This is a genomic window from Acidovorax soli (assembly GCF_014207955.1).
Taxonomy (GTDB): domain Bacteria; phylum Pseudomonadota; class Gammaproteobacteria; order Burkholderiales; family Burkholderiaceae_C; genus Acidovorax; species Acidovorax soli_A.
The window spans coordinates 87,700-111,657 of sequence record NZ_JACHLK010000016.1 but is presented as its reverse complement, the minus strand read 5'-3'; the positions used below and the strand labels follow the sequence as shown (position 1 = coordinate 111,657).

Genomic DNA, 23,958 nt, shown 5'->3' with positions numbered 1-23,958 from the left:
GTGCTCAGTGCGGGGTGGCGGTACTGCGCAGGCGCTCCTGCAGCACCTCGCCGAACAGCTGCAGGCGCGCTGTGGCGAACGCCGGGCGCTGCTGGATGGCCTGCCACCAGCGGTGCACGCGCGGGTGGGCGGTCTCTGCCAGCGCTGCGGGCGCTATCTCGGCGATGCGCGCGATGAAGGGCGCCGCTGCGATGTCCGCGAGCGAGTAGGCGCCGCCGATCAGCCAGGTGGACGGGACCTCAGAAGCGCCGAGCATGTCTTCCATCCGTTCCACCAGGAGCAGCAGCTTGCGCAAGGCCTCGGCCTTCTCCTCTTCGGTATAGGGCTTGCGGGCAATGCGCACCCAGGCCTCGCGCCGCTCGGCCGTGGGGATGCGCGCCAGCTTGTCCTCAAGCTCCTGGTCGCTCCATTGCTGGGCAGTGGGCTGGAGCATCAGGCTCCAGTTGAGGATGAGCAGGTGGGGCAGCGATTTCTCGTCGGTCCAGCGCACGAAGTTGCGCATCTGCGCCAGCGCATAGGGGTCTGCGGGCCGCAGCGGGGGCTCGGGCACGGTGTCGTCCAGGTATTCGCAGATCGTCGAGCTCTCGTGCAGGAAACGGCCGGGCGCGATCTCCAGCGCCGGCACCACGCCGTTGGGGTTCATGGCCAGGAACTCCGGCGCGTGCTGCTCCTGTTTGCTCAGGTCCACGGCCACGCTCTCGTAGGCGATGTTCTTTTCGGCAAGGCACAGGCGCACGCGGCGCGAGGCGCTGGACAGCCAGGCATGGAAGAGTCTCATGGTGGTGCAGGGTGATGAAGGTCAGGGAATGAGGACGGGGGCGCCGGTGGTGGCGCGGCTCTCCAGGTCGCAGTGCGCGCGCTGCACCTCCGCCAGCGGGTAGCGCTGGCCTATGCCCAGCTTCACATGGCCGTCGCGCACGGCATCGAAGAAGGCCTGGGCCGACGCGCGCAGCTCCACCGGGTCGGCCACAAAGCTGCGCAGGGTAGGGCGGCACACGCTGAGCGACTTGGCGTGCAGGATCTGCAGGTCGAAGGCCTCCACATCACCCGACGCCGTGCCGTAATTGACCGCCAGCCCGCGCGGGCGCAGGCACTGCAGCGAGGGCAGGAACACATCCTTGCCCACCGCGTCGTACACCACGGCCACCCCCACACCACCGGTGAATTCCAGCGTGCGGGCCACGAAGTCTTCGCGGCGGTAGTCGATCACGTGGTGGCAGCCGTGCGCCAGCGCCACCTCGGCCTTGGCGGCCGAGCCCACCGTGCCGATCACCGTGGCGCCCAGCGCGCACGCCCACTGCGACAGGATCAGTCCCATGCCGCCTGCAGCCGCATGCACCAGCACCGCATCGCCAGGCTTCACCACATACAGCCGCCGCAGCAGGTACTCGGCCGTGAGGCCGCGCAGCAGGTTGGCACCGGCCATGTCCTCGCCGATCCAGCTGGGCAGCGCCACTACGCGGTGTGCCGGCACATTGCGCGTGACCTGGTAGGCGCCCGGGTGCAGGTAGGCCACCGACTGCCCTGGCGCGAAGGCCGTGACGCCCGGTCCCACGGCCTCCACCACGCCTGCGCCCTGCGCACCCGGGGTGACAGGGAAGGGCGTGGCCGCATGGGGCCCGTGGCCGCCGCGGCGCTGGTAGATGTCCGCGAAGTTCAGGCCGATGGCCGTCTGGCGTATCTGCACTTCGCCCGCTGCAGGCGCGGGAACGTCGATGTCCACGGCTTCGAGCACGTCGGCCTCGCCGTGGCGGTGGAAATGGATGGAGGGGCTTTTTGTCATGGCAGCGCCATTAGAGAGCCTGACCAGGTCTTAAAAAATACATATAAACCATTAGTGTATTTTTATAAATGCTATGCGCATACTTAAAAAAGGCCGACACCGATCGGTCCCCAACGATCAGGAGACAACCCATGTTCTTGCGCAGACGAGAGTTCGGTGTGATGGCGGCCAGCGCCCTGGCCTTTCCCGCGATAGTCCGCGCCCAGGCCGCAAGCCTGGGCGCCCTGCACGACGCCGCCCGCAAGGAGGGCGAACTCACCTGGTACACCGTGCCCCAGACCTCCGAGGTGGCCGAGAAGATGGGCCGCACATTCACGGCCCGCTACCCCGGCGTGAAGGTCAACGTGGTGCGCACGACGGCGCAGGTGGCGTTCCAACGCCTCAACCAGGACCTCAAGGCCGGCACGCCCAACTGTGATGTGTTCACCTCCACGGACCTCGCGCACTACGTGGACCTCAAGGGCCGCAACCTGCTGCTGAAGTTTCTGCCGGCCGCCGTGGCGCAGCAGGACAAGCGCGTGCAGAACATGGACCCGGACGCGTACTTCCACGCGTCGAGCTGCTTCATGATGGGCCTGATCTACAACACCCAGAAGGTGCAGGCCGCCGCCGCACCCAAGCGCTGGAGCGACCTGCTCGACCCCCAATGGAACGGCGCCGCCCTGGTGGCGCACCCGGCCTACAGCGGTGCGGCCGGTGCCTGGTGCATCGAGATGCGCAAGCTGCACGGTGACGGCTTCTTCCAGAAGCTGGCCGCCAACAAGGCGCATGTGAGCCGCTCCACCATCGACGCCGTGACGACGGTGATCTCTGGCGAGGCCTCCGTGTCGGCCGGACCCATGAGCCTGGCGGCGCGCTCGGCCGCCAAGGGCAACCCGGTGGCCACGCTGGCGCCCAAGGAGGGGCCGGTGCTGATCCTCTCGCCCTCGGGCATCATGGCCAACACGCGCCGGCCGAACGCCTCCAAGCTGTTCATGGAATGGCTGCTGGGCAGCGAGGATACCGAGCGCATCTCGGTCGAGGAATTCAGCGTGCCGCTGCGCGCCCATGCCAAGCCGGCGCCCGGCGTGCTCGGCCTGGGCGATGCCAGCCCGCTGCTGGCGCCCACGCCGCCGCAGATGGTGGCGCAGATCCCCAAGGTGATCGACGCCTGGCGGGAGGCTTTCGGTGTCTGACGCCATGGCCCTCCATCCCCCTGCGGACCGCATGGCGGCGCGCCGCTTCGGCGACCCGGCCGTGTGGCTGTTCGGCGTGCTCATCGCCGTGCTGGTCCTGCTGGTGGCCAACCCCATCCTGCGCCTGGTGTGGGACAGCTTCCACACCGCCGATGGCGCCTGGTCGCTGCAGAGCTACGCCCAGGCCCTGGGGCGCAGCCGCAACCTGCAGGCGCTGCTCAACTCGCTCTACCTGGGCGCGGCGGTCACGGCCATCGCCCTGGCCCTGGGCGTACCGCTGGCGCTGGCGGTCTCGCGCACCAACATGCCGGGCCGGGGCTTCACCCACCTGAGTGTGCTGGCGGCCTTCGTCATGCCCAACTTCCTGGGTGCCATCGCCTGGATCCTGCTGGCCGGCCCCAATGCCGGCTGGCTCAACCGCCTGGTCGTGGAACTTGCTGGCGTGCAGAAGGGGCCGTTCAACATCTTCAGCTTCTGGGGCCTGGCCTTCGTCATTGCGCTGTACACCTACCCGCTGATCTATGTGTTCACCAAGTCGGCGCTGGACCTGGTGTCCACCGAGCTGGAGGACGCGGCCAGCATCCACGGCGCCGGCAAGTTCCAGACCATGGCGCGCGTGACCCTGCCACTGGTGCTGCCGTCCATCATCGGCGCGGCCATCCTGATCTTCCTGGAGGCCATCGCCCTGTACGGCACGCCGGCGCTGATCGCCATACCGGCGCGCATCAACCTGGCCACCACGCAGATCGTCTCGTTCTTCCAGTACCCGCTGCAGGTGGAGCAGGCGGCCGCCTTCTCCATGCCCATCCTGCTGCTGACCATCGTCATGCTCATGCTGCAGCGCCGGCTGCTGGCGCGGCGCGGCTACGTCTCGGTGTCGGGCAAGGGCGGTGAGCGGCGGCCCTTCGACATCGGCGCCTGGAAATGGCTGCTGCTGGCCTACTCAGGCCTGGTGGCCCTGCTCAGCGTGGTGATGCCCTTGGCCATCCTCATCCTGGCCTCGTTCTCCAAGGCCTGGGGCAAGGGGCTGGCCCTGGACAACCTCACGCTGGCCAACTTCTACGGCATCTTCTTCGAGCAGCTCACCGTGCGCTCGGCCCTCCTTAACACCGTGCTGTACTCGGGCGCCACGGCGCTGATCTGCGTGGGCATGGGCATCTGCATCGCCTATGCCACGCAGCGGCGCATCACGCCGTTTCCGGTACTGGTGCAGTTCCTGGCGCTGGCGCCCGTGGCGGTGCCGGGGCTCATCCTGGCCATCGGCCTGTATGCGGCGTATGCCGGCCCACCGTTCTCGCTGTATGGCATGGGCGTGCTGATCGTGATCGCCTTCACCACGCGCTTTCTGCCCATCTCGGTGGCCGCCAGCTCGGCGGGGGTGCGGGCCCTGAATCCCGAGCTGGAGGAGGCCGTGCGCATCCTCGGCGGTGGTCGTATCACCGTGCTCACCCGCGTGGTGGCACCGCTGCTCAAGAAGACGCTGGTGGGGGCCTTCATCCTGGTGTTCGTGATCTGCACCAAGGAGCTGTCCACGGCCGTGTTCCTCACCGGGCCGGGCTCGCGTGTGGTGTCGGTGCTCACCCTGGACCTGAGCGAGCAGGGCAACTACGAAACGCTGGCCGCCATGGGGGTGGTGCTGGTGCTCATCGTCACCGTGGTCGTGGCCATCGGCATGAAGCTCGCAGGGCGCGACTTCATGCTGCGCCGGGGCTGATTTCAGGAATCAAAAACCATGTCCAAACTCGAACTCAAAGAGCTGCGCAAGAACTACGGCGGCGCGTCTGTGGTGGACGGCGTGTCCCTGCAGTTGCAGCGCGGCGAACTCGTCACGCTGCTGGGCCCCTCGGGCTGCGGCAAGACCACCACCTTGCGCATGATTGCGGGCTTCATCGAGCCCAGCGCCGGTGCCATCCTGGTGGACGGGCGCGAGGTCTCCACACCCGCGCGCTCGGTGCCGCCCGAGCACCGCGGCATGTCCATGATCTTCCAGAGCTATGCCATCTGGCCCAACATGACCGTGGCCGAGAACGTGGGCTTCGGCCTGCAGGTGCGCAAGACGCCGGCCGCCGAAACCGCGCGGCGTGTGCAGGAGATGCTCGACGTGGTCAAGCTCGGCCCCTATGCGCAGCGCTACCCGGCCGAGCTGTCGGGTGGCCAGCAGCAGCGCGTAGCCTTGGCCCGCGCCATGATCGTGCGGCCCGAGGTGCTGCTGCTCGACGAGCCGCTGTCCAACCTCGACGCCAACCTGCGCGAGGAGATGGCCGCGGAAATCCGCCGCCTGCACGACGAATTCCGCTTCACCACGGTCTACGTCACGCACGACCAGACCGAGGCCATGGCCATCTCCGACCGCATCGCCGTGCTGCACCAGGGCCGGCTGGAGCAGATCGACACGCCCTGGAATCTCTACAACCGGCCGCAGACGCCGTTTGTCGCGGGCTTCATCGGCAAGACCAACCTGGTGCAGGGCGCCGTGCAGGGCGGGCGCATGCGGCTCGACGGCCTCCCTGACGGCATTCCGCTGGCGGGTGCGCAAGGCGACCGTGCCAGCCTGCAGGCGTCCATCCGGCCGCAGTCGCTGTACCTGGGCGCGGGGCCCGATGGGGCCGTGCCGCTCGGGTCCGTGTCGGTGGTGGGCCGCACCTATCTGGGTGAGTACTGGCACTACCTGGTGCAGCCCAGCGCGGGTGGCGGCACGCTCAAGGTCCATGCGGTGCCGTCCATGGTGCTGGAGGTGGGGCAGCAATCGGTGATCTACGTCGATCCCGCAGCCGTGGCGGCGGTGCAGTGATGTCTTCCATGAACGAACTCCCCATGCAACCCCCCGCCCATGCCGCCTCCGCCATGCCGCTGGCGGGCTACCGCGTGCTCGACCTCACCATTGCGCGTGCCGGCCCCGTGGCCGTGCGCCTGCTGGCCGACTGGGGCGCCGATGTCGTGCGCATCGACCCGCCGGACCGCAAGCCCACCCTGGGACCACGCCGGGGCTCCGACGAGCAGAACCTGCACCGCAACAAGCGCAGCCTGAGCGTGAACCTCAAGACCGCCGAGGGCATGCGCGTGCTGCGCCAGTTGGTCGAGCGCAGCGACGTGGTGGTGGAGAACTTCCGCTCCTCCGTCAAGGAACGCCTGGGCCTGACCTACGAGGCGCTGCGCGCGGTGAACCCGCGCATCATCCTGGCCAGCATCTCGGGCTTCGGGCAGACCGGCCCGTATGCCGAGCGCCCGGGGCTCGACCAGATCGTGCAGGGCATGAGCGGACTCAGCTCCGTCACCGGCGAGCCGGGGCGCGGCCCCTACCGCACGGGCATCGCCATCTCGGACACCACCGCCGGCATGTTCCTCGGCCAGGGCATCCTGCTGGCGCTGTTGCACCGCGAGCGCACGGGCCAAGGCCAGTGGGTGCACACCTCGCTGCTGGAAGCCATGCTCAACAAGCTCGACTTCCAGGGCGCGCGCTACACCGTGGAGGGCAAGGTGCCAGGCCAGGAAGGCAACTCGCACCCCACGCTGGTGCCCATGGGCACCTTCGCGGCGCGCGACGGGCAGGTCAACATCTGCGGGCCCGGTGCCGCCATGTGGGGCAAGCTGTGCGAGTTCCTGCAGGCTCCCCACCTGGCCGAAGACGGGCGCTACAAGGACCAGCCCTCGCGCCTGGCGCACCGGCGCGAGTTGGAAGAAGCGATCAGCGCCATCACGCGCCAGTTCGATGTGGCGGACCTCGTGGAGCGCCTGAACCAGGCCGGCGTGCCCTGTGGCCCGGTGTACGACATCGGCCAGGCTTTCGAGGATGTGCAGGCGAAACACCTGCGCATGACGCGCCCCGCACCACACGCCGAACTGGGGGCGCTGCCGCTGCTGCGCTCGCCCATCAACCTGTCGGGCTGCAGCCACCCCGAGGCCTTCCAGCGCGCTGCCCCCGATGCGGGCGAGCACACCAACGAGGTGCTGCGCGAGCTCGGCTATTCCGATGCGTCGATCGCGGCGATGCGCGGCGAGGGAGCGGTGGCATGAGCGCTTTGGACCTGGGAACCCCGCGCATCCTGGCCGAGGTGCGTGATGGCGTGGGCTGGATCACCTTCAACCACCCCGAACGGCGCAACGCCATGTCGCTGGACATGTGGCAGGGCCTGGGCATCGCGGCCGAGGCTTTCGAGCGCGACCCGGCCGTGCGTGCCGTGGTCATGCATGGAGCGGGCGGCAAGGCCTTTGTCTCGGGGGCCGATATCTCCGAGTTCGAGCAGCACCGCGCGGATGCGGCGCAGAAGAAGACCTACGACGAGATCGCCGCACGCGGCCATGCCGGCCTGGCCGCGCTGAGCAAGCCGCTGATCGCCATGATCGACGGCTATTGCGTGGGCGGCGGGCTGGCCATTGCGCTGGCGGCCGATGTGCGCTTTGCGTCGGCGTCCTCACGCTTTGCCATCCCCGCAGCGCGGCTGGGCCTGGGCTACGACTACCGGGGCGTGGCCGCGCTGGCGCGCCTGGTGGGGCCTTCGGTGGCCAAGGACATTCTGTTCAGCGCGCGCTTCCTGGAGGCCGAAGAGGCGCTGCGCGTGGGCCTGGTCAATGGCGTGGTCGAGGGGGGGCAGCTCGGGGAGCATGTGGCGGCCTATGCCGCGCAGATCGCCGCCAATGCCCCGCTCACGGTGCATGCCGCCAAGCAGGCGCTGCGGGCCTTCGAGCACTACTCCGATGGAGCGCCTGGCGCTGACGCCGTGGCCGCCCTGGTGCTGCGCTGCTTTGACAGCGACGACTACCGGGAAGGCCGCCGTGCCTTTCTGGCCAAACGCCAACCCCAATTCCAAGGCCGGTGAAACGACCGATGAACGAACTTCCCGAACTCAGCACCGATGGCGCCATCGCCACCATCACCCTGCGCCGGCCCGGGCAGGCCAACCGGCTCACGGCCGATGACCTGGAGCACCTGGCCGCCTTGATCGAAGAGGTCAATGATCGCCCCGAGATCCTGGTGCTGCTGCTGCGCAGCACTGGCAAGTACTTCTGCAGCGGCTACGACATCGGCAGCATCGGCGCCCCGCGCAAGATCGATTTCGCCGGCATGGTCGATGCGCTGGAGATGGCGCGACCCGTGACCATTGCCGTGCTGCATGGCGGGGTCTACGGCGGCGCGACCGATCTGGCGCTGGCCTGCGACTTCCGCGTGGGGGCCGAGGGCATCGACATGTTCATGCCCGCCGCACGCCTGGGCCTGCACTACTACCGCTCGGGCATGGAGCGCTATGTGAGCCGCCTGGGCCTGGACAATGCCAAGCTGCTGTTTCTCACCGCGCGCAAGATCGGTGCAGCGCAGATGCTGCGCATCGGCTACCTGACGCAACTGGTGGAGGCGGCGCAGCTGGAGCACGAGGTGGCCGATCTGGCGCGCGACTGTGCCAGCATGGCACCGCTGGCGCTGGTGGGCATGAAGCGCCACCTGAACCGCATGGCCCGGGGCACGCTGGACGTGGAGGCGTTCAATGCCGATGCGCTGCGCGCCTACCAGTCCGCCGACCTGCGCGAGGGACAGGCGGCCTGGGCGCAAAAGCGTGCGCCCCGGTTCACGGGCCAGTGAGGGATGGCACAGGAGACCAACGCCATGAAATTGCTGCATTGCATCGCAGGAGCCCTGCTGCTGGGCCTGGCAACGGCTGCCCAGGCCAGCGGCTACCCCGCCAAGCCCATACGCCTCATCGTGGGCTACTCGCCCTCGGGCGCCGGCGATGGCATCGCACGCATCGTGGCCGAAGCCATGGCCAAGGAGCTGGGGCAGGGCATCGTCGTGGACAACAAGCCCGGCGCCGGCAGCACGCTCGCGTCCACCCTGCTGTCGCGTGCCCCAGCCGACGGCTACACCATCGGCCTGGCCACTGGCACGCTCTACGGCATCGACCAGCATCTGTATGGCGTGCGCTACATGCCGGCCGATTTCACGCCCATCAACCGCCTCACGGTCTCGCCCCTGGTGCTGGCGGTCAGCCCCAAGAGCGGCATCACACAGCTCAAGGACCTGATCGCGACGGCCAGGGCGCGGCCGGGCCAGCTCAACTATGCGTCGTCGGGTATCGGCGGCTCGCCACACCTGGCGGCGCTCACGTTCGAGAAGGCCATCGATGCGGCCATGGTGCACATCCCGTTCAAGGGCGGTGCACCGGCGCTGCAGGCCGTGGCCACGGGCGAGGTGGACCTGTCCTTCGGCACCGCGGCATCGGTGTTGCCCCTGGGCCGACAGGGCGTGGTGAAGATGCTGGGTGTGACCACGCAGCAGCCTTCGGCCGTGGCCCCCGGCGTGCCCACGCTGGACGCGCAGGGCCTGCCGGGCTTCGAATTCTCGTTCTGGTTCGGGCTGTTCGGTCCGGCCAAGTTGCCGCCCGCGGTGCAGGCACGGCTGGTCGCCGCCTCCAGCAAGGTGCTGGCCGACCCGCAGGTGCAGGAAAAGCTGCTGTCCACCGGCAACGAGGCCGCGCCCTTTGCCAGCCCGGCCGCGTTTCATGCCTGGGCAGTCGAAGCCGGCAAGACCCAGCTCGAACGCGTGAAGATCGCCAACGTCAAGGTGGAGTGAGCGATGATCGACGTGTATTCCTGGGCCACGCCCAATGGCCACAAGGTCCACATCCTGCTGGAGGAATGCGGTCTGCCGTACCGGGCCCACGCCGTGAACATCGGCGCGGGCGACCAGCTCCGGCCCGAGTTCCTGGCCATCAGCCCCAACAACAAGATCCCGGCGATCCGCGATCCCGAGGGGCCGGACGGTCAGCCCATCACCCTTTTCGAATCAGGTGCCATCCTGCTGTACCTGGCGGGCAAGACCGGGCGTTTTCTGCCACCGGACGACCGGGGCCGCTACGAGGTGCTGCAGTGGCTCATGTTCCAGATGGGTGGCGTGGGCCCCATGCTGGGGCAGAACCACCATTTCAGGCTGTATGCACCGGAGAAGATTCCCTACGCCATCGACCGCTACACCAACGAGGCCAAAAGGCTCTATGGCGTGATCGAGCGCCGCCTGGCGACCAGCCCCTGGCTGGGCGGCGCGGACTATTCGATTGCCGACATGGCAGTCTGGCCCTGGCTGCGCAACTGGGAGAAGCAGGGCATCGCCCTGTCGGACCATCCGCACCTTGAACGCTGGTTTGCCGCCGTGGGCAGCCGCCCCGCCGTGCAGCGCGGCATTGCGGTGCTGGCCGACTTGCGCCAGCCGGTGCACGACGCCCAGGCGCGCGAGGTGCTGTTCGGCGCGCAGCAGTACGCCAGGCGCTGAGCTGCTCAGGTAAAGGTGACCGACAGCCGCGACAGCGGCGCGTCGAAGTCCGCACTCCAGCGCTGGCCGGGCTGCACCGGCCAGGCATCGGTCCAGGTGCCGGTGGTCACCACATCGCCGGGTTGCAGGTCCGGCGCGCCGGGGCAGGCACGCAGTTCCTTCAGGAAATGGTGCAGGGCGTTCAGTGGGCCACCCAGCACATTGGCGCCCTGGCCTTGTTCCCTGGCTTCGCCATCGCAGTGCAGGGCACTGTCGGCCACGGTCTGGGCAGCGGTGAACTTCCAGCCGGGCTGGTGCGACTGCACGATCTCGAAACCCGGCGCCACCCAGTCGATGGCATCGAACAGGTCGTCCAGGGACGCATCGGGCGCGGGCGTGGCCTTGAGGCCGAACACCGCCTCGGGCTCCAGCCGCGGCTGGGCGCAATGGTCCAGCGACACGCGGCCTTCGCCCGCGCAGAAGCGGAGCGTGGTCGACCACACCGTGCCCCAGATCGGGCCGAACACCTGATAGTGCGCCCAGATGTTGCGGTTGGTGAAGCCGATCTTGTAACCGCGCGGCTCTTCGCCCCGCGCCTGGCGCAGGCTGCGCACGGCCAGGGCCTGCTGGTAGGCCACGGCCACGTCGCCGCCGATGCCGGCGGCGGCCTGGGCGGGCCACAGGGTGCCGTTGTCGTAGTGGGCGAGAAGGGTGCGGGGTTCCATGGCGTGCTCCGTTGCCGGCCAGTCTACAAGCTCACCCGGCGCGGCCCCCTGGCGGGGCGGCGTTCAAAGGCTTACATTGACCCAGGTCAAGATTGGACAGGCGTACTCAATCAACTCCAGGGAGTGTGTTCCATGAAAAACTTTGCCAGCCGCTCCATCGCTTTCAAACTGTCTTTCGTGGCCCTGGCCAGCCTGCTGGTGGTGCTGCTGTCCACCATGGCCCTGGTCAGCAGCATGGTGTGGAAGAGCTTTGGTGATGCATCCCGGGGCGAGGCCCGGCAGTATGCATCGCAGGTCGCCACCCTGGTCAAGACCATGGACGAATCGGCCCAGCAACTGGCGCGGCGCGATTTCGGCCTGCTGAAATCGCGCTTTGCCGGAGCCTTCAGCCTGGCAGAGCAGCCCGGTGCCGACGGCAAGCCCGAGGCGGTGCTGAGCCTGGACGGCAACCCGCTCAACGGCAATTTCGACCTGGTGGACCGTTTCTCCAAGGACGCGCAGGGCGCCGTGGCCACCCTCTTTGCACGCACGGGCGACGACTTCATCCGCGTGACCACCTCGCTCAAGAAGCAGGACGGCGAGCGCGCCTTCAAGACCCTGCTGGACCGCAAGCACCCCGCCTACGCGCTCATGGCCGAAGGCAAGCCCTACATCGGCCGCGCCAACCTGTTCGGCCGCGACTACATGACCGTCTATGAGCCCATCCGCGAGGGCAACCGCACCATCGGCATCCTGTTCACCGGCTCGGACATCGCGCCCATCCTGAACAGCCTGGGCGAGCTGATGGCCAGCCGCAAGCTGTTCGACTCGGGTGCCGTCTATGCCGTCGATGTCTCCTCGGGCCCGGCGCGGGGGCGCATCTCCGGCCTGGGCGGCTCGGGAACGCCGCCTGTGGTGGTGGACGAGAAGGCAGAGGAGGGCAAGGCCTGGCTCGCATCCCTCACGGCGGCGGAGCAGGCTGGCGATTTCGAGGCCACCTGGTCGCCGCGCCCCTCTGCCAAGGCGTCCGAGCGCCGTTTTGTGGCGGTGGAGCGCTACAAGCCCTGGAACTGGGCCGTGGTGGCCGAGGCACCCGTGGCCGAGCTCATGGGCGAGGCGCGCATTGCGTTGACCTGGCTATGGCTGGGTGTGCTGGTGGCGCTGGTGCTGCTGGCCGTGGTGCTGGTGCTGGCCACCCGGCGCCTGGTGGGCGCGCCGGTGCAGCAGCTGAGCACGGCCCTGGGCTACCTGGCACAGGGCGATCTGACGCACGGCGTCAGCATCCGGTCGCGCGACGAGATCGGCACGCTGGCGCAGGCCATGGAGGGCTTTCGCCTGCGCCTGCTGGAAAGCCTGGGCACGGTGCGCAACAGTGCCGAGAGCGTATCGGCCGCCAGCTCCGAGATCGCCCAGGGCAACCAGGATCTGTCGGCCCGCACCGAAAGCCAGGCCAGCTCGCTGGAGCAGACCTCGGCCAGCATGGAACAGCTGGGCGCCACCATCCGCCACAACGCCGACGGTGCCGCCCAGGCCAACCAGCTGGCCGTGCGCGCCAGCCAGGTGGCCACCGACGGAGGGAAGGTCGTGTCCCAGGTGGTGAGCACCATGCACGGCATCAACACCAGCAGCCAGAAGATCGCCGACATCATCGGCGTGATCGATGGCATTGCCTTCCAGACCAATATCCTGGCCTTGAATGCTGCCGTCGAGGCCGCGCGCGCCGGCGAGCAGGGGCGTGGCTTCGCCGTGGTGGCGGCCGAGGTGCGCAACCTGGCGCAGCGCACGGCCGCCGAGGCCAAGGCCATCAAGGAGCTGATCGGCACCAGCAGCGCCATGGTGCAGCAGGGTTCGGTGCTGGCCGACCAGGCGGGCAGCACCATGCAGGAGGTGGTCGATGCCATCGGGCGCGTGGCGGCCATGGTCGCAGAGATCAGCGCCGCCAGCCGCGAGCAGACCGCTGGCGTGGGCCAGGTGGGCGAGGCCGTCACCCAGCTCGACCAGGCCACGCAGCAGAACGCCGCCCTGGTGGAGGAAATGGCGGCCGCCGCCAGCAGCCTGCGCAGCCAGGCCGAGCAGATGGTCGGCGCAGTGGCGCAGTTCAACCTGGGTGCGGTGCCGGGTTCGGCATTGCCCCGGCCGTCTTTGCGGCTTGCTGGTCGCTAGCCTCCACCCCCGGAGGGGCTTGGGGGAAAGGGCGTTTGCTGCTGCAAGGCCGCTGCTGGAGGTTTATGTCTGGTGTTTGCAAAAGCCGGTGGCTACACTGCCTGCCGCGCACGCGTTCGCACCATTCTCAAGAGGGACCCAGCAGGTATGACGATTCATCTGGACAGAGCTCCGCAGTTCATTGCGCCCACGCAAGGCCAGGTGGCCGGCACGGGGTTCGACAAGGGTGCGGTGGCCTTCAAGGGGCTGGAGCGTGCGGGCAAGGCCGACAAGCTGTGCGTGTTCCAGCCGTCCTCCCACAAGCATGTGATGACCGATGTGCCCAAGGCCGACTTCACCCGGCTGATGAAGCTGGACCCCGCCACGGTGCGCTTTGCCAGCAGCCATGAAAAGGAGTTCCAGGCAGCCCGGTCCATTCTCCAGCATGCGGGCGTGCCTGGCGTGGAGGGCATGAGCACGCGGCTTACGCTGAGCCTGGCCAAGCAGGTGGGTTCCGGCCAGATGACGCCGGAGGCCGCCGCGCTGGTGGCCCGCACCCCCACAGCGGCCCAGCGCGAACAGCTGATGGCACTGGCCAGTGCCAGCCCGCATGTCGTGCAGTTGATGGCGGCGGCGGACAAGGGGACGGTCACGGCGTCGCAGTTGCAGGGCCTGCAGGACCTGGTCGGCATCCATCCCGCTGCGGCCGACCGCCTGGCGGAGAAGGCGCTTGCCCACCTGGCCGACCCCTCCCAACCCATGCCGGACATGGATGCAGGGATTGTCCGGGGCGGCATCGACGCGAGTGCCGAGGCCGGCACCCGCCAGGGCGCGAGCGGCCTGCAGGATGCAGGCGCCGCCCGCAAGACGGCCCTGTCGCTCAACCTCGCCAAGCTGGTCACCAACCCGGACGGCTCCTTGAACGCGGGGCGCCTGGATGCCGCGATCACCCAGTTGGGGCAACCGCCCACGCCGCAGACCGAGCACACACGCGTGGCCGTCAAGATGCTGACCCGCCTGCGCGATGACGGCGACTTTGCTGCCCAACTGCAGTCGATCGGTGCGCCGCGCACGGCAGACAACCCCGCGCACGGCATTCTGCGTGCCACCCTGGGCCTCAAGCCCGACCAGACTGTCACGGCCGCACATGCGCGCCAGGCCGCCCTGTCCGCGCTGGTGTCGGACCTGCGCCAGAGCAGCGTGGGCTCGTGCTTTGGCACGGCAACGGCCGTCATGGTGCACGACTCCATGCCGGAGAAGTTCCTGGCCGAGATCAAGTCGCTGATCGAGGACGGCCACTTCGACAAGACCGTCGATGGCCACGACGAGCAGGTGGCGATCAGCCAGCGCGTGAGCACCAAGGAGCTGCAGCAGACCATCACGCTCAACACCCAGGGCCTGCTGGCCACAGCGGGGGGCAAGCCGGTAGACCCGCCCACCGCGCTGCATGAGACGCCGGGGATGCGTGCCGGGCTGGCGGCGTTGGGCGTTGCACCGGATGCCATGGCGTCCACGGTCAGTGGCGCCGTGAAGGCCATGGGCAAGAACGCCGTGCTGACGCCGCAGGCCATCCTGCAGCAGATCGCCATGCAGCAGGAGGGCCTCAGTGCCGCGCACCTGGCCAGCGTGGAGCGCATCCGCACGCTGGAAGGGCAGGTGCGCGAGCTGTCCATCGCGGTGCAGCGTGGCGGCCCGGACGCCGCCGAGGCGCAGCGGCAGATGGCCGGCGTGCAGCGCGATCTGCAGAAAGCACTGAGCGGTATCGGCTTCAGCTTCAAGACGGAAGCCATGGACCGGCTGGCCCAGGCCATGGGCCGGGCGACCGATGCCTTCCAGGGGCAGATGGACAACCGCTTGCTGCGTGCCTGGGAGTACACCGTGTCGTCCGTGCTGGAAAAGGGCGAGGGCGACCGCGTCAAGGCCGATGCCCTCAAAGGCCTCAAAGGCCGGATTGGTTCGTCCGGTGCCGACCCCACACAAATGGGCATGGACACCTTTGCGCGCCATACCCTTTTCTCATCGAATACGGTGACCCTCGAAAGAGGCAAGCGGGGGCACTTCGACAAAACCGGCGATGTCTTCACGGTGCGTCCTGATCTGGGCATGCCGGCGATCGACCGCTCGCTCGTGACCGATGACGACCGGGCCCAGTTCAATCCCAACCCCGCGAACCGGGCGCCCACCGAAGACAACCCCTCTCCCAAGAACTGGCCACCCAGTGATGAAGTGGTTTTCCTGCACAAATTCCAGACCCAGATGCAGAGCCGTTTCGAGGAGGTCATGGCGGAACGCCTGGCGGTGCAGTACGACGCTGCCGCCATGGGCTCCGGCGAGATCGCGGCGGATGGCAGCTCGGACCGAGGCGGCTTCGTGCTGCACGACACGGCGGGCCAGGCCGATCCCTTGACCTGGCGCCCCATCGACACCCCGCAGGCCTACAAGGCGCTGGCTGCCAGCGTCATGCGCGACGTGGGGCGCGAAGTCGCCGCCAGCGTGGCGCGCGGCCAGCCCGCCGCGGTGCAGCAGTGGCTGACCCAGTTCAGCGACAAGGTGGGCGCCCATGCCGAAACCGAGGCCTTCACGGCCGTGATGGTGGACCGGGCCCGCTTCAACTCGCCCCTGCCCAGCGACTCCAACCCCAAGCCCTGGGAGCCCGCATCGGGTGGCAAGACCCATGTCACCGGCAAGTACCTCGGATCCGGTGCCCCCAAGGAGGTGTCGCTGTATGGCAGCTCCGGCGAGAAGGGCGTGACCCCCGTTCATGCCCAGGGTGTGGATTTCGTGACCAAGGTGCTCGATACCTTCAAGGGCATGAAAGATACCTTGCCCCTGGCCGGGCAGGGCCGCGATGTGGGCGTGCCTGTGCGCACCACCGGGCACGCGTTCCTGGCCCGCCCGGGCCACCCGTCCCTGGCCGGCGCCCTGGCATCGCCCGACACGCAGGCCTGGGTGACGGACAAGCTGGTGACCCCGGGGCAGGCCCAGGCCAGTACGCCCCTGTCGGCGGCCGAGCAGCGCCCGGTGGTCGAGGCCGTGCTGACGGCGCTGAAAGTGCCGGACAACCACCCGAGCCGTGCGACCATCCTGGGGGCCTTGGCCGGGGGCAAGACCCCGGCCCAGTTGCACACCTGGGTCAAGGACCAGCTCGAAACGCACAACCCAGAGGCCTTCGGTGACAAGCTCAAGACCCCCGAGACCCGCGCTGCAGCCATCGAAGTCGCCATGGTCAAGAGCCTGAAACCGGCCGTGCCCGGCATCGTGATGGCGGACACCAATTGGGAGGTGCGGGGCGGCCGCGTGGAACTGGGCATGGTGTTCAACCCGATCTCGGGCGGCGTGGAGCCGTGGTTCTCGCACGAGGATGGAAGCTTGCTCGGCGGCAATGCCAAGCCCGAGGCATCGACCTGGGCATCCTGGAACCTGATGACCAACCCCGCCGAATTTGGCTATACCTGATGGGACGAAAGACGCAAGATGAGCATGAATGAAGCGACCGTGGTGAACCAATGGCTGGCCGGGCTGGCCGCCAAGGCCGGTATCGATGGCCTGGGCCTGGACGAACAGGGCGGCGTCGCGCTGCGCTATGGCGATGACATCGAATTGCTCATGGAACTGCCCGAACAAAGCCCGGTGCTGCACCTCTATGTGCCCGTGCTGCAGCTGTCGCAGGGCATGGAGCAGGGCGCTGTCTTCCGCCAACTGCTGGCCCGCAACCTCTTTGCCCTGGAGACCCAGGGCGCGACCTTTGCGCTGGACGAGACCCATGAGCGCATCGTCCTGCAGTACCCGCTGGTGGTAGCGCATTCCGATGCCACCGTGTTCGAGCGCGTGGTGGGCAACCTTCTGGAAGCCGCTGTGGCGTGGAAGGCGCGCCTGCGCGATGAGCAGTCAGGCGTGCCGCAGGCCCCAGCGGTCAAGGCGCCAGTGCTGGCGGTGGAGCCCGCGTCCTTCAACGCCTTCATGGTGCGGGTTTAACGGCCATTCGCCAACAAAAAAGCCGGCTCCGCATTCTTGCAGGGCCGGCTTTTGGCGTTTTGGAGCGGGTGAAGGGAATCGAACCCTCGTATGAAGCTTGGGAAGCTGCCGTTCTACCATTGAACTACACCCGCGTTGCGCCGGATTATAGGGGCAGAGCCGGGTGGTGCTATGCCGCCTGTGCCAGCACCGTGCGGCGCCCCTCGGTGGCCAGCACCTGTTGGGCATTGAGGCTGCGGATGGGAATGGACGCATCCTGCGGTATGCCGCCCGACAGCTGCAAGGCCATGTAGCGGCCGCAGCACACGCGCAGGAAGGAGGCGAAGTTCTCCACCTCACCGCGCTCGGCCACCAGCTCGTCGTACAGCTTCGTGCACAACTGGGGCACGCCCATGCCGTCGCGCCGGGCGATCTCGCCGAGCACCTGCCAGAACAGGTTTTCGAGCCGGATGCTGGTGGCCACCCCGTGCAGCCGCACCGAGCGGGCGCGGCTTTCGTACAGGGTGGGGTCGGCGCTGATGAATACCTGGCACATGGTGCGAGCCTTTCAGAACGGCCTCTATCATCGGGGGCCGTTCTGACCGCGTCAAATCGGTTTACAAGCTGATGCGCGTGCCCAGCAGCGCCAGGAACTGCGCGATCCAGGCCGGGTGCGCCGGCCAGGCCGGGGCCGACACCAGGTTGCCCTGGGTCACTGCGGCGTCGATGGCGATCTCGGCATAGGTGCCACCTGCCAGCTCCACCTCGGCCCGGCAGGCCGGGTAGGCCGAGCAGGTGCGGCCCTTGAGGACGCCGGCACCGGCCAGCAGTTGCGCGCCATGGCACACGGCGGCCACGGGCTTGTTGGTGTCGAAGAAATGCTTCACCGCCGCCACCACGGCCGGGTAGGTGCGCAGGTATTCGGGGCCGCGGCCGCCAGGAATCACCAGGGCGTCATAGCTGGCCACCTCCAGGCCGGCAAACGTGGCGTTGAGCGTGAAGTTGTGGCCCGGCTTTTCGCTGTAGGTCTGCGCGCCCTCGAAGTCGTGGATCGCCGTCTTGATGTGGTCGCCAGCCTTCTTGTCCGGGCACACCGCATGCACCGTGTGGCCCACGGCCAGCAGTGCCTGGAAAGGCACCATGGTCTCGTAGTCCTCGCAGTAGTCGCCGCACAGCATGAGTATCTTTTTTGCCGCCATCTTTGTCTCCTTGGGGGTTGGGAGAGCGCATTGTTGGGCGGCGCTGGCAGCGATGGGTGTTAGCCGGCTACTACAGGTGCATCGGCGTTGGCCCTGGCCTGGCGCCACTCCCGTGGAGTCACCCCGCACTGGGACTTGAAAGCCCGCGACAGCGCCGCCTCGCTGCCATAGCCCACGTCCACCGCGATCATCTTGAGCTGCCGGCCCTGGCGCAGCGCCTGCTGCGTGAGCCGCACGCGCCAGCCCTGCAGGTAGCTGCCCGGCGTGCAGCCCACCACGTCGCGGAAGGTGTTGGCGAACACGCTGCGCGACATGCCCGCCAGCTCGCCCAGGGCCTCCAGCGGCCAATCCTGCGCAGGGCGCTCGTGCATGGCCACCAGCGCCCGGCGCAGCCGCGGGTGCGACAGCCCGGCCAGCATGCCGCCCTGCACCTGGTCGTCCTCCATCACCTGCCTGAGCAACTGGATCACCACCACCTCGAACAGCCGGTCGATCAGCGCGTGGCGGCCGCAGTTGCTGCCGAAGGCCTCTTCGAACAGCACGGCCAGCACCCGTTCTGCACCGTCGATCCGGGCCAGGGGCAGGCAGATGAAGTCGGGCAGCGCGGCCACAAAGGGGTTGTCGGTACCGCCCTCGAAGCGCACCTCCGCGCACGCCAGGTCGGCGCCGCGCTCGGCGTCGGTGACGAAGCGGCGGGCCATGGGGCGTGGGTAGAACAGCAGGCTCGGCTCCTCCACCCGCAGCGCGGGGCGCCCGGGGTGGATGAGCTCCATCGCCCCGGCCCGCACCAGGTGCATCTGGCCACCCTCGCCAGCGCCCGCAAAGTCCGTGATGCCGCACAGCGCGCCGGCCTGGAACATGCGCGCCCGGATCGGGAAATGCTGCAGCAAGGCATCGAGACGGTCAGGGCAGGAGGTGTTCAATTCAATACTTTCAATCAAGTATTTGAAATTTTAAGTGATTAATAGTTTCGATGCGGGGCCTAAAGTTCGTTCTGCCTCCACGGCAAGTCCATTCCACCCGCTACTCCACCAAGGATCCACACCATGCAGTTCAAGCACCATCTCGTCGCCGCTTCCGCCCTGGCCCTGGCGTCCACCCTGTCCCTGGCCGCCGGCAGCCCCGGGGTCGAGCGCAATACCCAGGCCTTTCTCGAAGCCCTGGCCAAGGGCGGTGGCCAGCCGCTCGAAACCCTGTCGCCGGCCGAGGCGCGCCAGGTGCTCGTGGGCGCGCAAAAGGGCGCGCGGCTGCCCGCTGCCGATGTCAGCGAAAAGACCATCACCGTCGATGGCAAACCCATCGCCCTGCACATCGTGCGCCCGGCCGGCGCCAAGGGCGTGCTGCCGGCCTTTGTCTTCGTGCACGGCGGCGGCTGGATCCTGGGGGATTTCCCCACGCACGAGCGCTTCGTGCGCGACCTGGTGGCCGACTCCGGCGCCGCTGCCATCTTCGTGAACTACACGCCGTCGCCCGAAGCGCGCTACCCCGTGGCCATCAACGAGATCTATGGCGCCACCAAGTGGGTGGCCGAGAACGGCGCGCAGATCCAGGTGGATGGCAAGCGCCTGGCCATCGTGGGCAACAGTGTGGGCGGCAACATGGCCACCGCCGTGGCGCTGATGGCCAAGGCCAAGGGCACGCCCGCGCTGCGCGCGCAGGTGCTGTTCTGGCCCGTGACCAACGCCAACTTCGAGAATGCTTCCTATGACGAGTTCGCCAACGACCACTTCCTGACCAAAGGCATGATGAAGTGGTTCTGGGATGCCTATTCCACGGATCCCCAGCAGCGCCAGCAGATCTACGCCTCGCCGCTGCTGGCCACGCCCGAACAGCTCAAGGGCCTGCCGCCCGCGCTGATCCAGACGGCCGAGAAGGACGTGCTGCGCGATGAAGGCGAGGCCTATGCGCGCAAGCTCGACGCAGCGGGCGTGAACGTGGTCGTGACGCGCTACAACGGCATGATCCACGACTTCGGCCTGCTCAACGCGCTGGCCGACCTCCCAGCGACGCGCGCGGCGCTGCACCAGGCCAGTGAGGAACTCAAGTTGCGCCTGCGCTGAGCGGCCGGGGCGCGCGCGGGCCGGCCAATCCCATTCGGTCCGTGCGGCCATGCTCGCGCCTTTTTCGCATATCCAAGCGCGTTTTGCTTTGTTCCTCTGCGGGCGGGGTGCCCCTAAATTCCTTCCATCGGTTGCCGCAACGGTTGCAGCACCGGCCACCCGAATGAAAGGATGACCCGCATGAGCCAGCCACAGCACACGACGACGATCCACCCCACCCAGTCGCTGGGCCGCCGCCTCGGCGCATGGGTCCTGGGTGCCGGCATGGTGTTCGGCGGGGCAGCCGTGTGGGCCGCCACGCCCATCCCGGCGGGCCCGCTGGTCAGCACCGAATGGCTGGCGCAGAACCTGGACAACACCCAGGTGCGCATCGTCGAGGTCAGCGTGAACCCGGGCCTGTACGAACGCAGCCACGTGCCCGGTGCCGTGAACTTCTCCTGGCACCAGGACCTCAACGACAAGGTGCGCCGCGACATCGTCGGCAAGGAAGCCTTCGAGGCACTGCTGTCCAAGGCCGGCATAGCGCAGGACACCACCGTGGTGCTCTACGGCGACACCAACAACTGGTTTGCCGCCTGGGGCGCCTGGGTGTTCGACATCTACGGCGTGAAGAACGTCAAGCTGCTCGATGGCGGCCGCAAGAAGTGGGAGGCCGAGAACCAGCCGCTGAACAACCGCGTGCCCGAGTTCGCTGCCACCAGCTACAAGGTCGCACAGGTCAACACGCAGCTGCGTGCACGCCTCACCGACACCCTGGCCGCGGCCGAGGGCAAGAGCAATGCCAAGCTGGTGGACATCCGCTCGGCCGATGAATACTCCGGCAAGATCTTTGCACCGGCCGGTGTGCCCGAGCTGAGCATCCGCGCCGGCCATATCCCCGGCGCGGCCAATGTGCCCTGGGGCCAGGCGGTCAAGGAAGACGGCACCTTCAAGTCGGTCGAGGACCTGAAGAAGCTCTATGCCAACGTGGGCATCGACGGAAGCAAGCCGGTCATCACCTACTGCCGCATCGGCGAGCGCTCCAGCCACACCTGGTTCGCGCTGTCCAAGATCCTGGGCTACAGCGTGAAGAACTACGACGGTTCGTGGACCGAATACGGCAACGCCGTGGGCGTGCCCATCAACAACCCGGCCGGCACCGTCTGGGCCGCCAAGTAGCCGGGCACACAGCGTTTTTTGGTAGGGGGTCTCATTTACAGCCCGCTTCGGCGGGCTTTTTTTTTGGCAGCCCATGGCGACGACACACCAGCATCCACTTCGACACTACCTTTCCCCTGCCGCCGCCGTGGCACTGTTGGCCGCACTGGCCCTGTCCACGCGCTGGATCGAAACCCAGGCCGGTGGCCGCACGCTGGTGTTCGCCCTGGTGACCGGTGCCGTGCTGGGCCTGGTGCTGCAGCGCTCGCGCTTTTGCTTTTACTGCCATGCACGCGATTGGTTCGAGGGCGGCAACCCGCGCGGCCTGCTGGCCATTGTGCTGGCCTTGGCGGTGGGCTTGGTGGGCTACACCGTGGTGCTGGGGGGCTGGCTGCCGGTGCCGCAGCCGGGCAAGCTGCCGCCGGACATGCACATCGGCCCGGTGAGCTGGGTGCTGGTGGCGGCCGGCCTGTCCTTCGGCGCAGGCATGGTGGTCTCTGGCTCGTGCATCAGCGCGCACTGGTACCGGCTGGCCGAAGGTTCGGCCGTGTCGCCGTTCGCATTGCTGGGATCGGCCCTGGGTTTCATCCTGGGGTTCAAGACCTGGAACGGCCTGTACAGCCAGAGCGTGGCCGATGCGCCCGTGGTCTGGCTGCCCGCGCACCTGGGCTATGGTGGCGCGCTGCTGGTGCAGTTGGCCGTGCTGGCGGCCGTGGCGGCCTGGCTGTGGCGTGGTTTTGCGCGCGAGGCCATCAAGGAGGGGGCTCCAGCGACCCGCGTGCCCGGTCTGGGCGCCGTGTGGCGGCGCTTGTGGGCCGGCCGCTGGAGCTACTGGGTGGGCGGCTTGGCCGTGGGGCTCATCGGTGCGCTGGCCATTGTGCGCATGCGCCCGCTGGGCGTGACGGCCACGCTGGGCAGTGCGGCGCGCCAATGGGCGCAAGGCTGGGGATGGATCCCCGAGCGGCTCGACGGGCTCGACGGCTTTGCCGGTTGCGCCACCGCGCCGCAGTCCACCTGGCTCACGCCCAACGCCTTGCTGCTGGCCGGGCTGGTGGCCGGGGCCTTCATCGCCGCACTGGCCAGCCGCCAGTTTGCCCCGCGCTGGCCCACCTGGCGCGATGCCGTGCGCGGGCTCTCGGGCGGCGTGCTGCTGGGCTGGGGCGCGATGACGGGGCTGGGCTGCACCATTGGCACACTGCTCTCGGGCGGCATGGCCGGGGCCCTGTCGGGCTGGGTGTTTGCGGCGGCCTTGTTCTTCGCCGTGTGGGCTGGCTTGCGCGCCAAGGCGGCCCTGAGCACCGTGGGGCCATCTCAAGGCATTGGCTGACGCTGGTTGCGCGCCGGCTGCGGCACCATGCAGCGATGGCCCCGTCGGCGGGCCTTCATCGCACGAGGGACTGCATGGCATCCAAGGACAAGGAAAAAGACACGAAGAAAGCCCACAAGAAGGCCGAGGCCGCCAAGCCCAGCGCTGCGCGCGAGGAAAAGGAGGCCCGGGCCCAGCGCGAGCTGGGCATCGTCGGCCCGCATGGCGACATGCGCCTGGCCTCGGTCGTCATCGAGGGTTACAGCCTGGAGCTGCGCGATGGCGACGGCTTTGTGGGCGATGTGGCCAGCCGCACGGCCTTTCGCCACATGCTCGACGCCTGGCGCAAGCTGTTCACTGCCATGGATGGCAAGGACCCCATGGGCCGCAAATCCACGCGTGAGCTGAGCAAGCACCAACTCGATGCCATGCTGGAGAAGGACGGCATCGCCGCCCAGGCCATAGCAGCGGCCACCGAGGACTATGCGCTGCAGCTGGCCCATGTGGTGCAGCGCTTTCTCCAGCACAAGAGCTGGAAGGGCGTGGAGCGCATCATCATCGGCGGGGGCTTTCACCAGAGTGAAGTCGGCGGCATGGCCATCGCGCGCGCCGGCAAGATCCTCCAATCCGAGAAGGTGCCCGTGGAACTGCGCACCTTGCACCACCATGCGGACGAGGGCGGCCTGATCGGCTGGGTGCACCTGGCGCCGCCGGCCCTGCTGCAGAGCTACGACGCCATCCTGGCGGTGGACATCGGCGGCACCAATGTGCGCTGCGGCATCGTCCAGACGCACCTGCACAAGGCGCCCGACATGTCGCTGGCCGAGGTGCCGCGCCGCGAGAAATGGGCCCATGCCGACGACGAACCCAAGCGCGACGAGCTGGTGGAGGGCATTGCAACCATCCTCGAGGATCTGATCGCCTACGCGGAGAAGAAGGAGATCCGCCTGGCCCCGTACATCGGCGTGGCCTGCCCCGGGCTGATCGTGGAGGACGGTTCGCTCGCCGGCGGCACGCAGAACCTGCCGGGCAACTGGGAGAGCACGCGCTTTCATCTGCCGCGCGACCTGTGCGAGCGTTTGCCGCACATCGGCGATGGCCGCACCCAGGTCTGCCTGCACAACGACGCCGTGGTGCAGGGCCTCTCGGAGATGCCTTTCACCAACGACGTGGAGCGCTGGGCCATCCTCACCGTGGGCACGGGGCTGGGCAATGCCAGCTTCACCAACCGGCGCGATGCGCCGGGGCAGGAATGAAGCGC

General features: G+C 68.2%; 21 protein-coding genes and 1 tRNA gene. 15 read left to right on the top strand and 7 right to left on the bottom strand.

Going from position 1 to position 23,958, the window contains the following annotated elements; translation table 11 throughout:
* Positions 1-4 precede the first annotated feature (4 nt).
* Complete coding sequence (locus tag HNP48_RS28875) at positions 5-778, bottom strand: glutathione S-transferase family protein (RefSeq protein WP_184863774.1); 774 nt, start codon at positions 776-778, stop codon at positions 5-7.
* A 21-nt stretch (positions 779-799) separates the two neighbouring features.
* On the bottom strand, positions 800-1,783 hold the full coding sequence (locus HNP48_RS28870; protein WP_184863772.1) for a quinone oxidoreductase: 984 nt from the start codon (positions 1,781-1,783) through the stop codon (positions 800-802).
* A 131-nt stretch (positions 1,784-1,914) separates the two neighbouring features.
* Here HNP48_RS28870 and HNP48_RS28865 point away from each other — a divergent pair, with 131 nt between their 5' ends.
* Genes HNP48_RS28865 through HNP48_RS28830 form a run of 8 tightly spaced genes read left to right on the top strand, consistent with a single transcriptional unit; the run spans position 1,915 to position 10,216 of the window.
* Positions 1,915-2,958, top strand: coding sequence for an extracellular solute-binding protein (locus HNP48_RS28865; protein WP_184863770.1), 1,044 nt, complete (start codon positions 1,915-1,917; stop codon positions 2,956-2,958).
* 4 nt (positions 2,959-2,962) lie between these two features.
* Positions 2,963-4,672 (top strand): iron ABC transporter permease, encoded by a 1,710-nt coding sequence (locus HNP48_RS28860; RefSeq protein WP_184863768.1) that lies wholly within the window; start codon positions 2,963-2,965, stop codon positions 4,670-4,672.
* A gap of 18 nt (positions 4,673-4,690) precedes the next feature.
* Complete coding sequence (locus HNP48_RS28855) at positions 4,691-5,749, top strand: ABC transporter ATP-binding protein (protein WP_184863766.1); 1,059 nt, start codon at positions 4,691-4,693, stop codon at positions 5,747-5,749.
* Positions 5,750-5,772: 23 nt separating this feature from the next.
* Entirely contained in the window at positions 5,773-6,972 is a 1,200-nt protein-coding gene (locus HNP48_RS28850; protein WP_221480386.1) for a CaiB/BaiF CoA-transferase family protein, read from the top strand.
* Positions 6,969-7,775, top strand: coding sequence for an enoyl-CoA hydratase (locus HNP48_RS28845; protein ID WP_184863762.1), 807 nt, complete (start codon positions 6,969-6,971; stop codon positions 7,773-7,775). Before HNP48_RS28850 ends, HNP48_RS28845 begins: the two co-directional genes overlap by 4 nt.
* Positions 7,776-7,783: 8 nt before the next feature.
* Positions 7,784-8,533: an enoyl-CoA hydratase/isomerase family protein gene (locus HNP48_RS28840; RefSeq protein WP_184863760.1), complete on the top strand. Its 750-nt coding sequence runs from the start codon at positions 7,784-7,786 to the stop codon at positions 8,531-8,533.
* A 24-nt stretch (positions 8,534-8,557) separates the two neighbouring features.
* Positions 8,558-9,520 carry a tripartite tricarboxylate transporter substrate binding protein gene (locus HNP48_RS28835; protein ID WP_184863758.1) on the top strand — a complete coding sequence of 321 codons (963 nt, stop codon included), beginning with the start codon at positions 8,558-8,560 and terminating at the stop codon, positions 9,518-9,520.
* A 3-nt stretch (positions 9,521-9,523) separates the two neighbouring features.
* The gene (locus HNP48_RS28830; RefSeq protein WP_184863756.1) at positions 9,524-10,216 is read left to right on the top strand and encodes a glutathione S-transferase N-terminal domain-containing protein; all 693 of its coding nucleotides are present in this window, start codon (positions 9,524-9,526) and stop codon (positions 10,214-10,216) included.
* Positions 10,217-10,221: 5 nt separating this feature from the next.
* Here HNP48_RS28830 and HNP48_RS28825 read toward each other — a convergent pair whose 3' ends face one another.
* A complete protein-coding gene (locus HNP48_RS28825; RefSeq protein ID WP_184863754.1) occupies positions 10,222-10,920 on the bottom strand; it encodes a 2-keto-4-pentenoate hydratase in 699 nt (232 codons plus the stop codon).
* Positions 10,921-11,052: 132 nt separating this feature from the next.
* Between HNP48_RS28825 and HNP48_RS28820 the strand changes: the two genes are divergently transcribed.
* The 3 genes from HNP48_RS28820 (at position 11,053) to HNP48_RS28810 (ending at position 17,016) form a co-directional block, all read left to right on the top strand.
* Complete coding sequence (locus HNP48_RS28820; protein WP_184863752.1) at positions 11,053-13,062, top strand: methyl-accepting chemotaxis protein; 2,010 nt, start codon at positions 11,053-11,055, stop codon at positions 13,060-13,062.
* A gap of 147 nt (positions 13,063-13,209) precedes the next feature.
* Positions 13,210-16,497, top strand: a complete 3,288-nt coding sequence (locus HNP48_RS28815) for a hypothetical protein (RefSeq protein ID WP_184863750.1) — start codon at positions 13,210-13,212, stop codon at positions 16,495-16,497.
* A 24-nt stretch (positions 16,498-16,521) separates the two neighbouring features.
* Complete coding sequence (locus HNP48_RS28810) at positions 16,522-17,016, top strand: CesT family type III secretion system chaperone (RefSeq protein WP_184863748.1); 495 nt, start codon at positions 16,522-16,524, stop codon at positions 17,014-17,016.
* 60 nt (positions 17,017-17,076) lie between these two features.
* Here HNP48_RS28810 and HNP48_RS28805 read toward each other — a convergent pair.
* The 4 genes from HNP48_RS28805 to HNP48_RS35720 form a co-directional block, all read right to left on the bottom strand.
* Positions 17,077-17,150 (bottom strand) — tRNA-Gly (locus HNP48_RS28805).
* 35 nt (positions 17,151-17,185) lie between these two features.
* Entirely contained in the window at positions 17,186-17,551 is a 366-nt protein-coding gene (locus HNP48_RS28800; RefSeq protein WP_184863746.1) for a ribbon-helix-helix domain-containing protein, read from the bottom strand.
* A gap of 61 nt (positions 17,552-17,612) precedes the next feature.
* Entirely contained in the window at positions 17,613-18,194 is a 582-nt protein-coding gene (locus HNP48_RS28795) for a DJ-1/PfpI family protein (protein WP_184863744.1), read from the bottom strand.
* Positions 18,195-18,253: 59 nt separating this feature from the next.
* Positions 18,254-19,117, bottom strand: coding sequence for an AraC family transcriptional regulator (locus HNP48_RS35720; protein WP_221480385.1), 864 nt, complete (start codon positions 19,115-19,117; stop codon positions 18,254-18,256).
* A gap of 123 nt (positions 19,118-19,240) precedes the next feature.
* On the opposite strand from HNP48_RS35720, the gene HNP48_RS28785 reads away from it, so the two are divergent.
* From HNP48_RS28785 to HNP48_RS28770, 4 genes are all read left to right on the top strand, one after another.
* Positions 19,241-20,254, top strand: a complete 1,014-nt coding sequence (locus HNP48_RS28785) for an alpha/beta hydrolase (protein WP_184863743.1) — start codon at positions 19,241-19,243, stop codon at positions 20,252-20,254.
* A 180-nt stretch (positions 20,255-20,434) separates the two neighbouring features.
* Positions 20,435-21,412, top strand: coding sequence for a sulfurtransferase (locus HNP48_RS28780; protein WP_184863741.1), 978 nt, complete (start codon positions 20,435-20,437; stop codon positions 21,410-21,412).
* A 73-nt stretch (positions 21,413-21,485) separates the two neighbouring features.
* Positions 21,486-22,718, top strand: a complete 1,233-nt coding sequence (locus tag HNP48_RS28775) for a YeeE/YedE family protein (RefSeq protein WP_184863739.1) — start codon at positions 21,486-21,488, stop codon at positions 22,716-22,718.
* A 74-nt stretch (positions 22,719-22,792) separates the two neighbouring features.
* The gene (locus HNP48_RS28770; protein WP_184863737.1) at positions 22,793-23,953 is read left to right on the top strand and encodes an ROK family protein; all 1,161 of its coding nucleotides are present in this window, start codon (positions 22,793-22,795) and stop codon (positions 23,951-23,953) included.
* Positions 23,954-23,958: the final 5 nt, after the last annotated feature.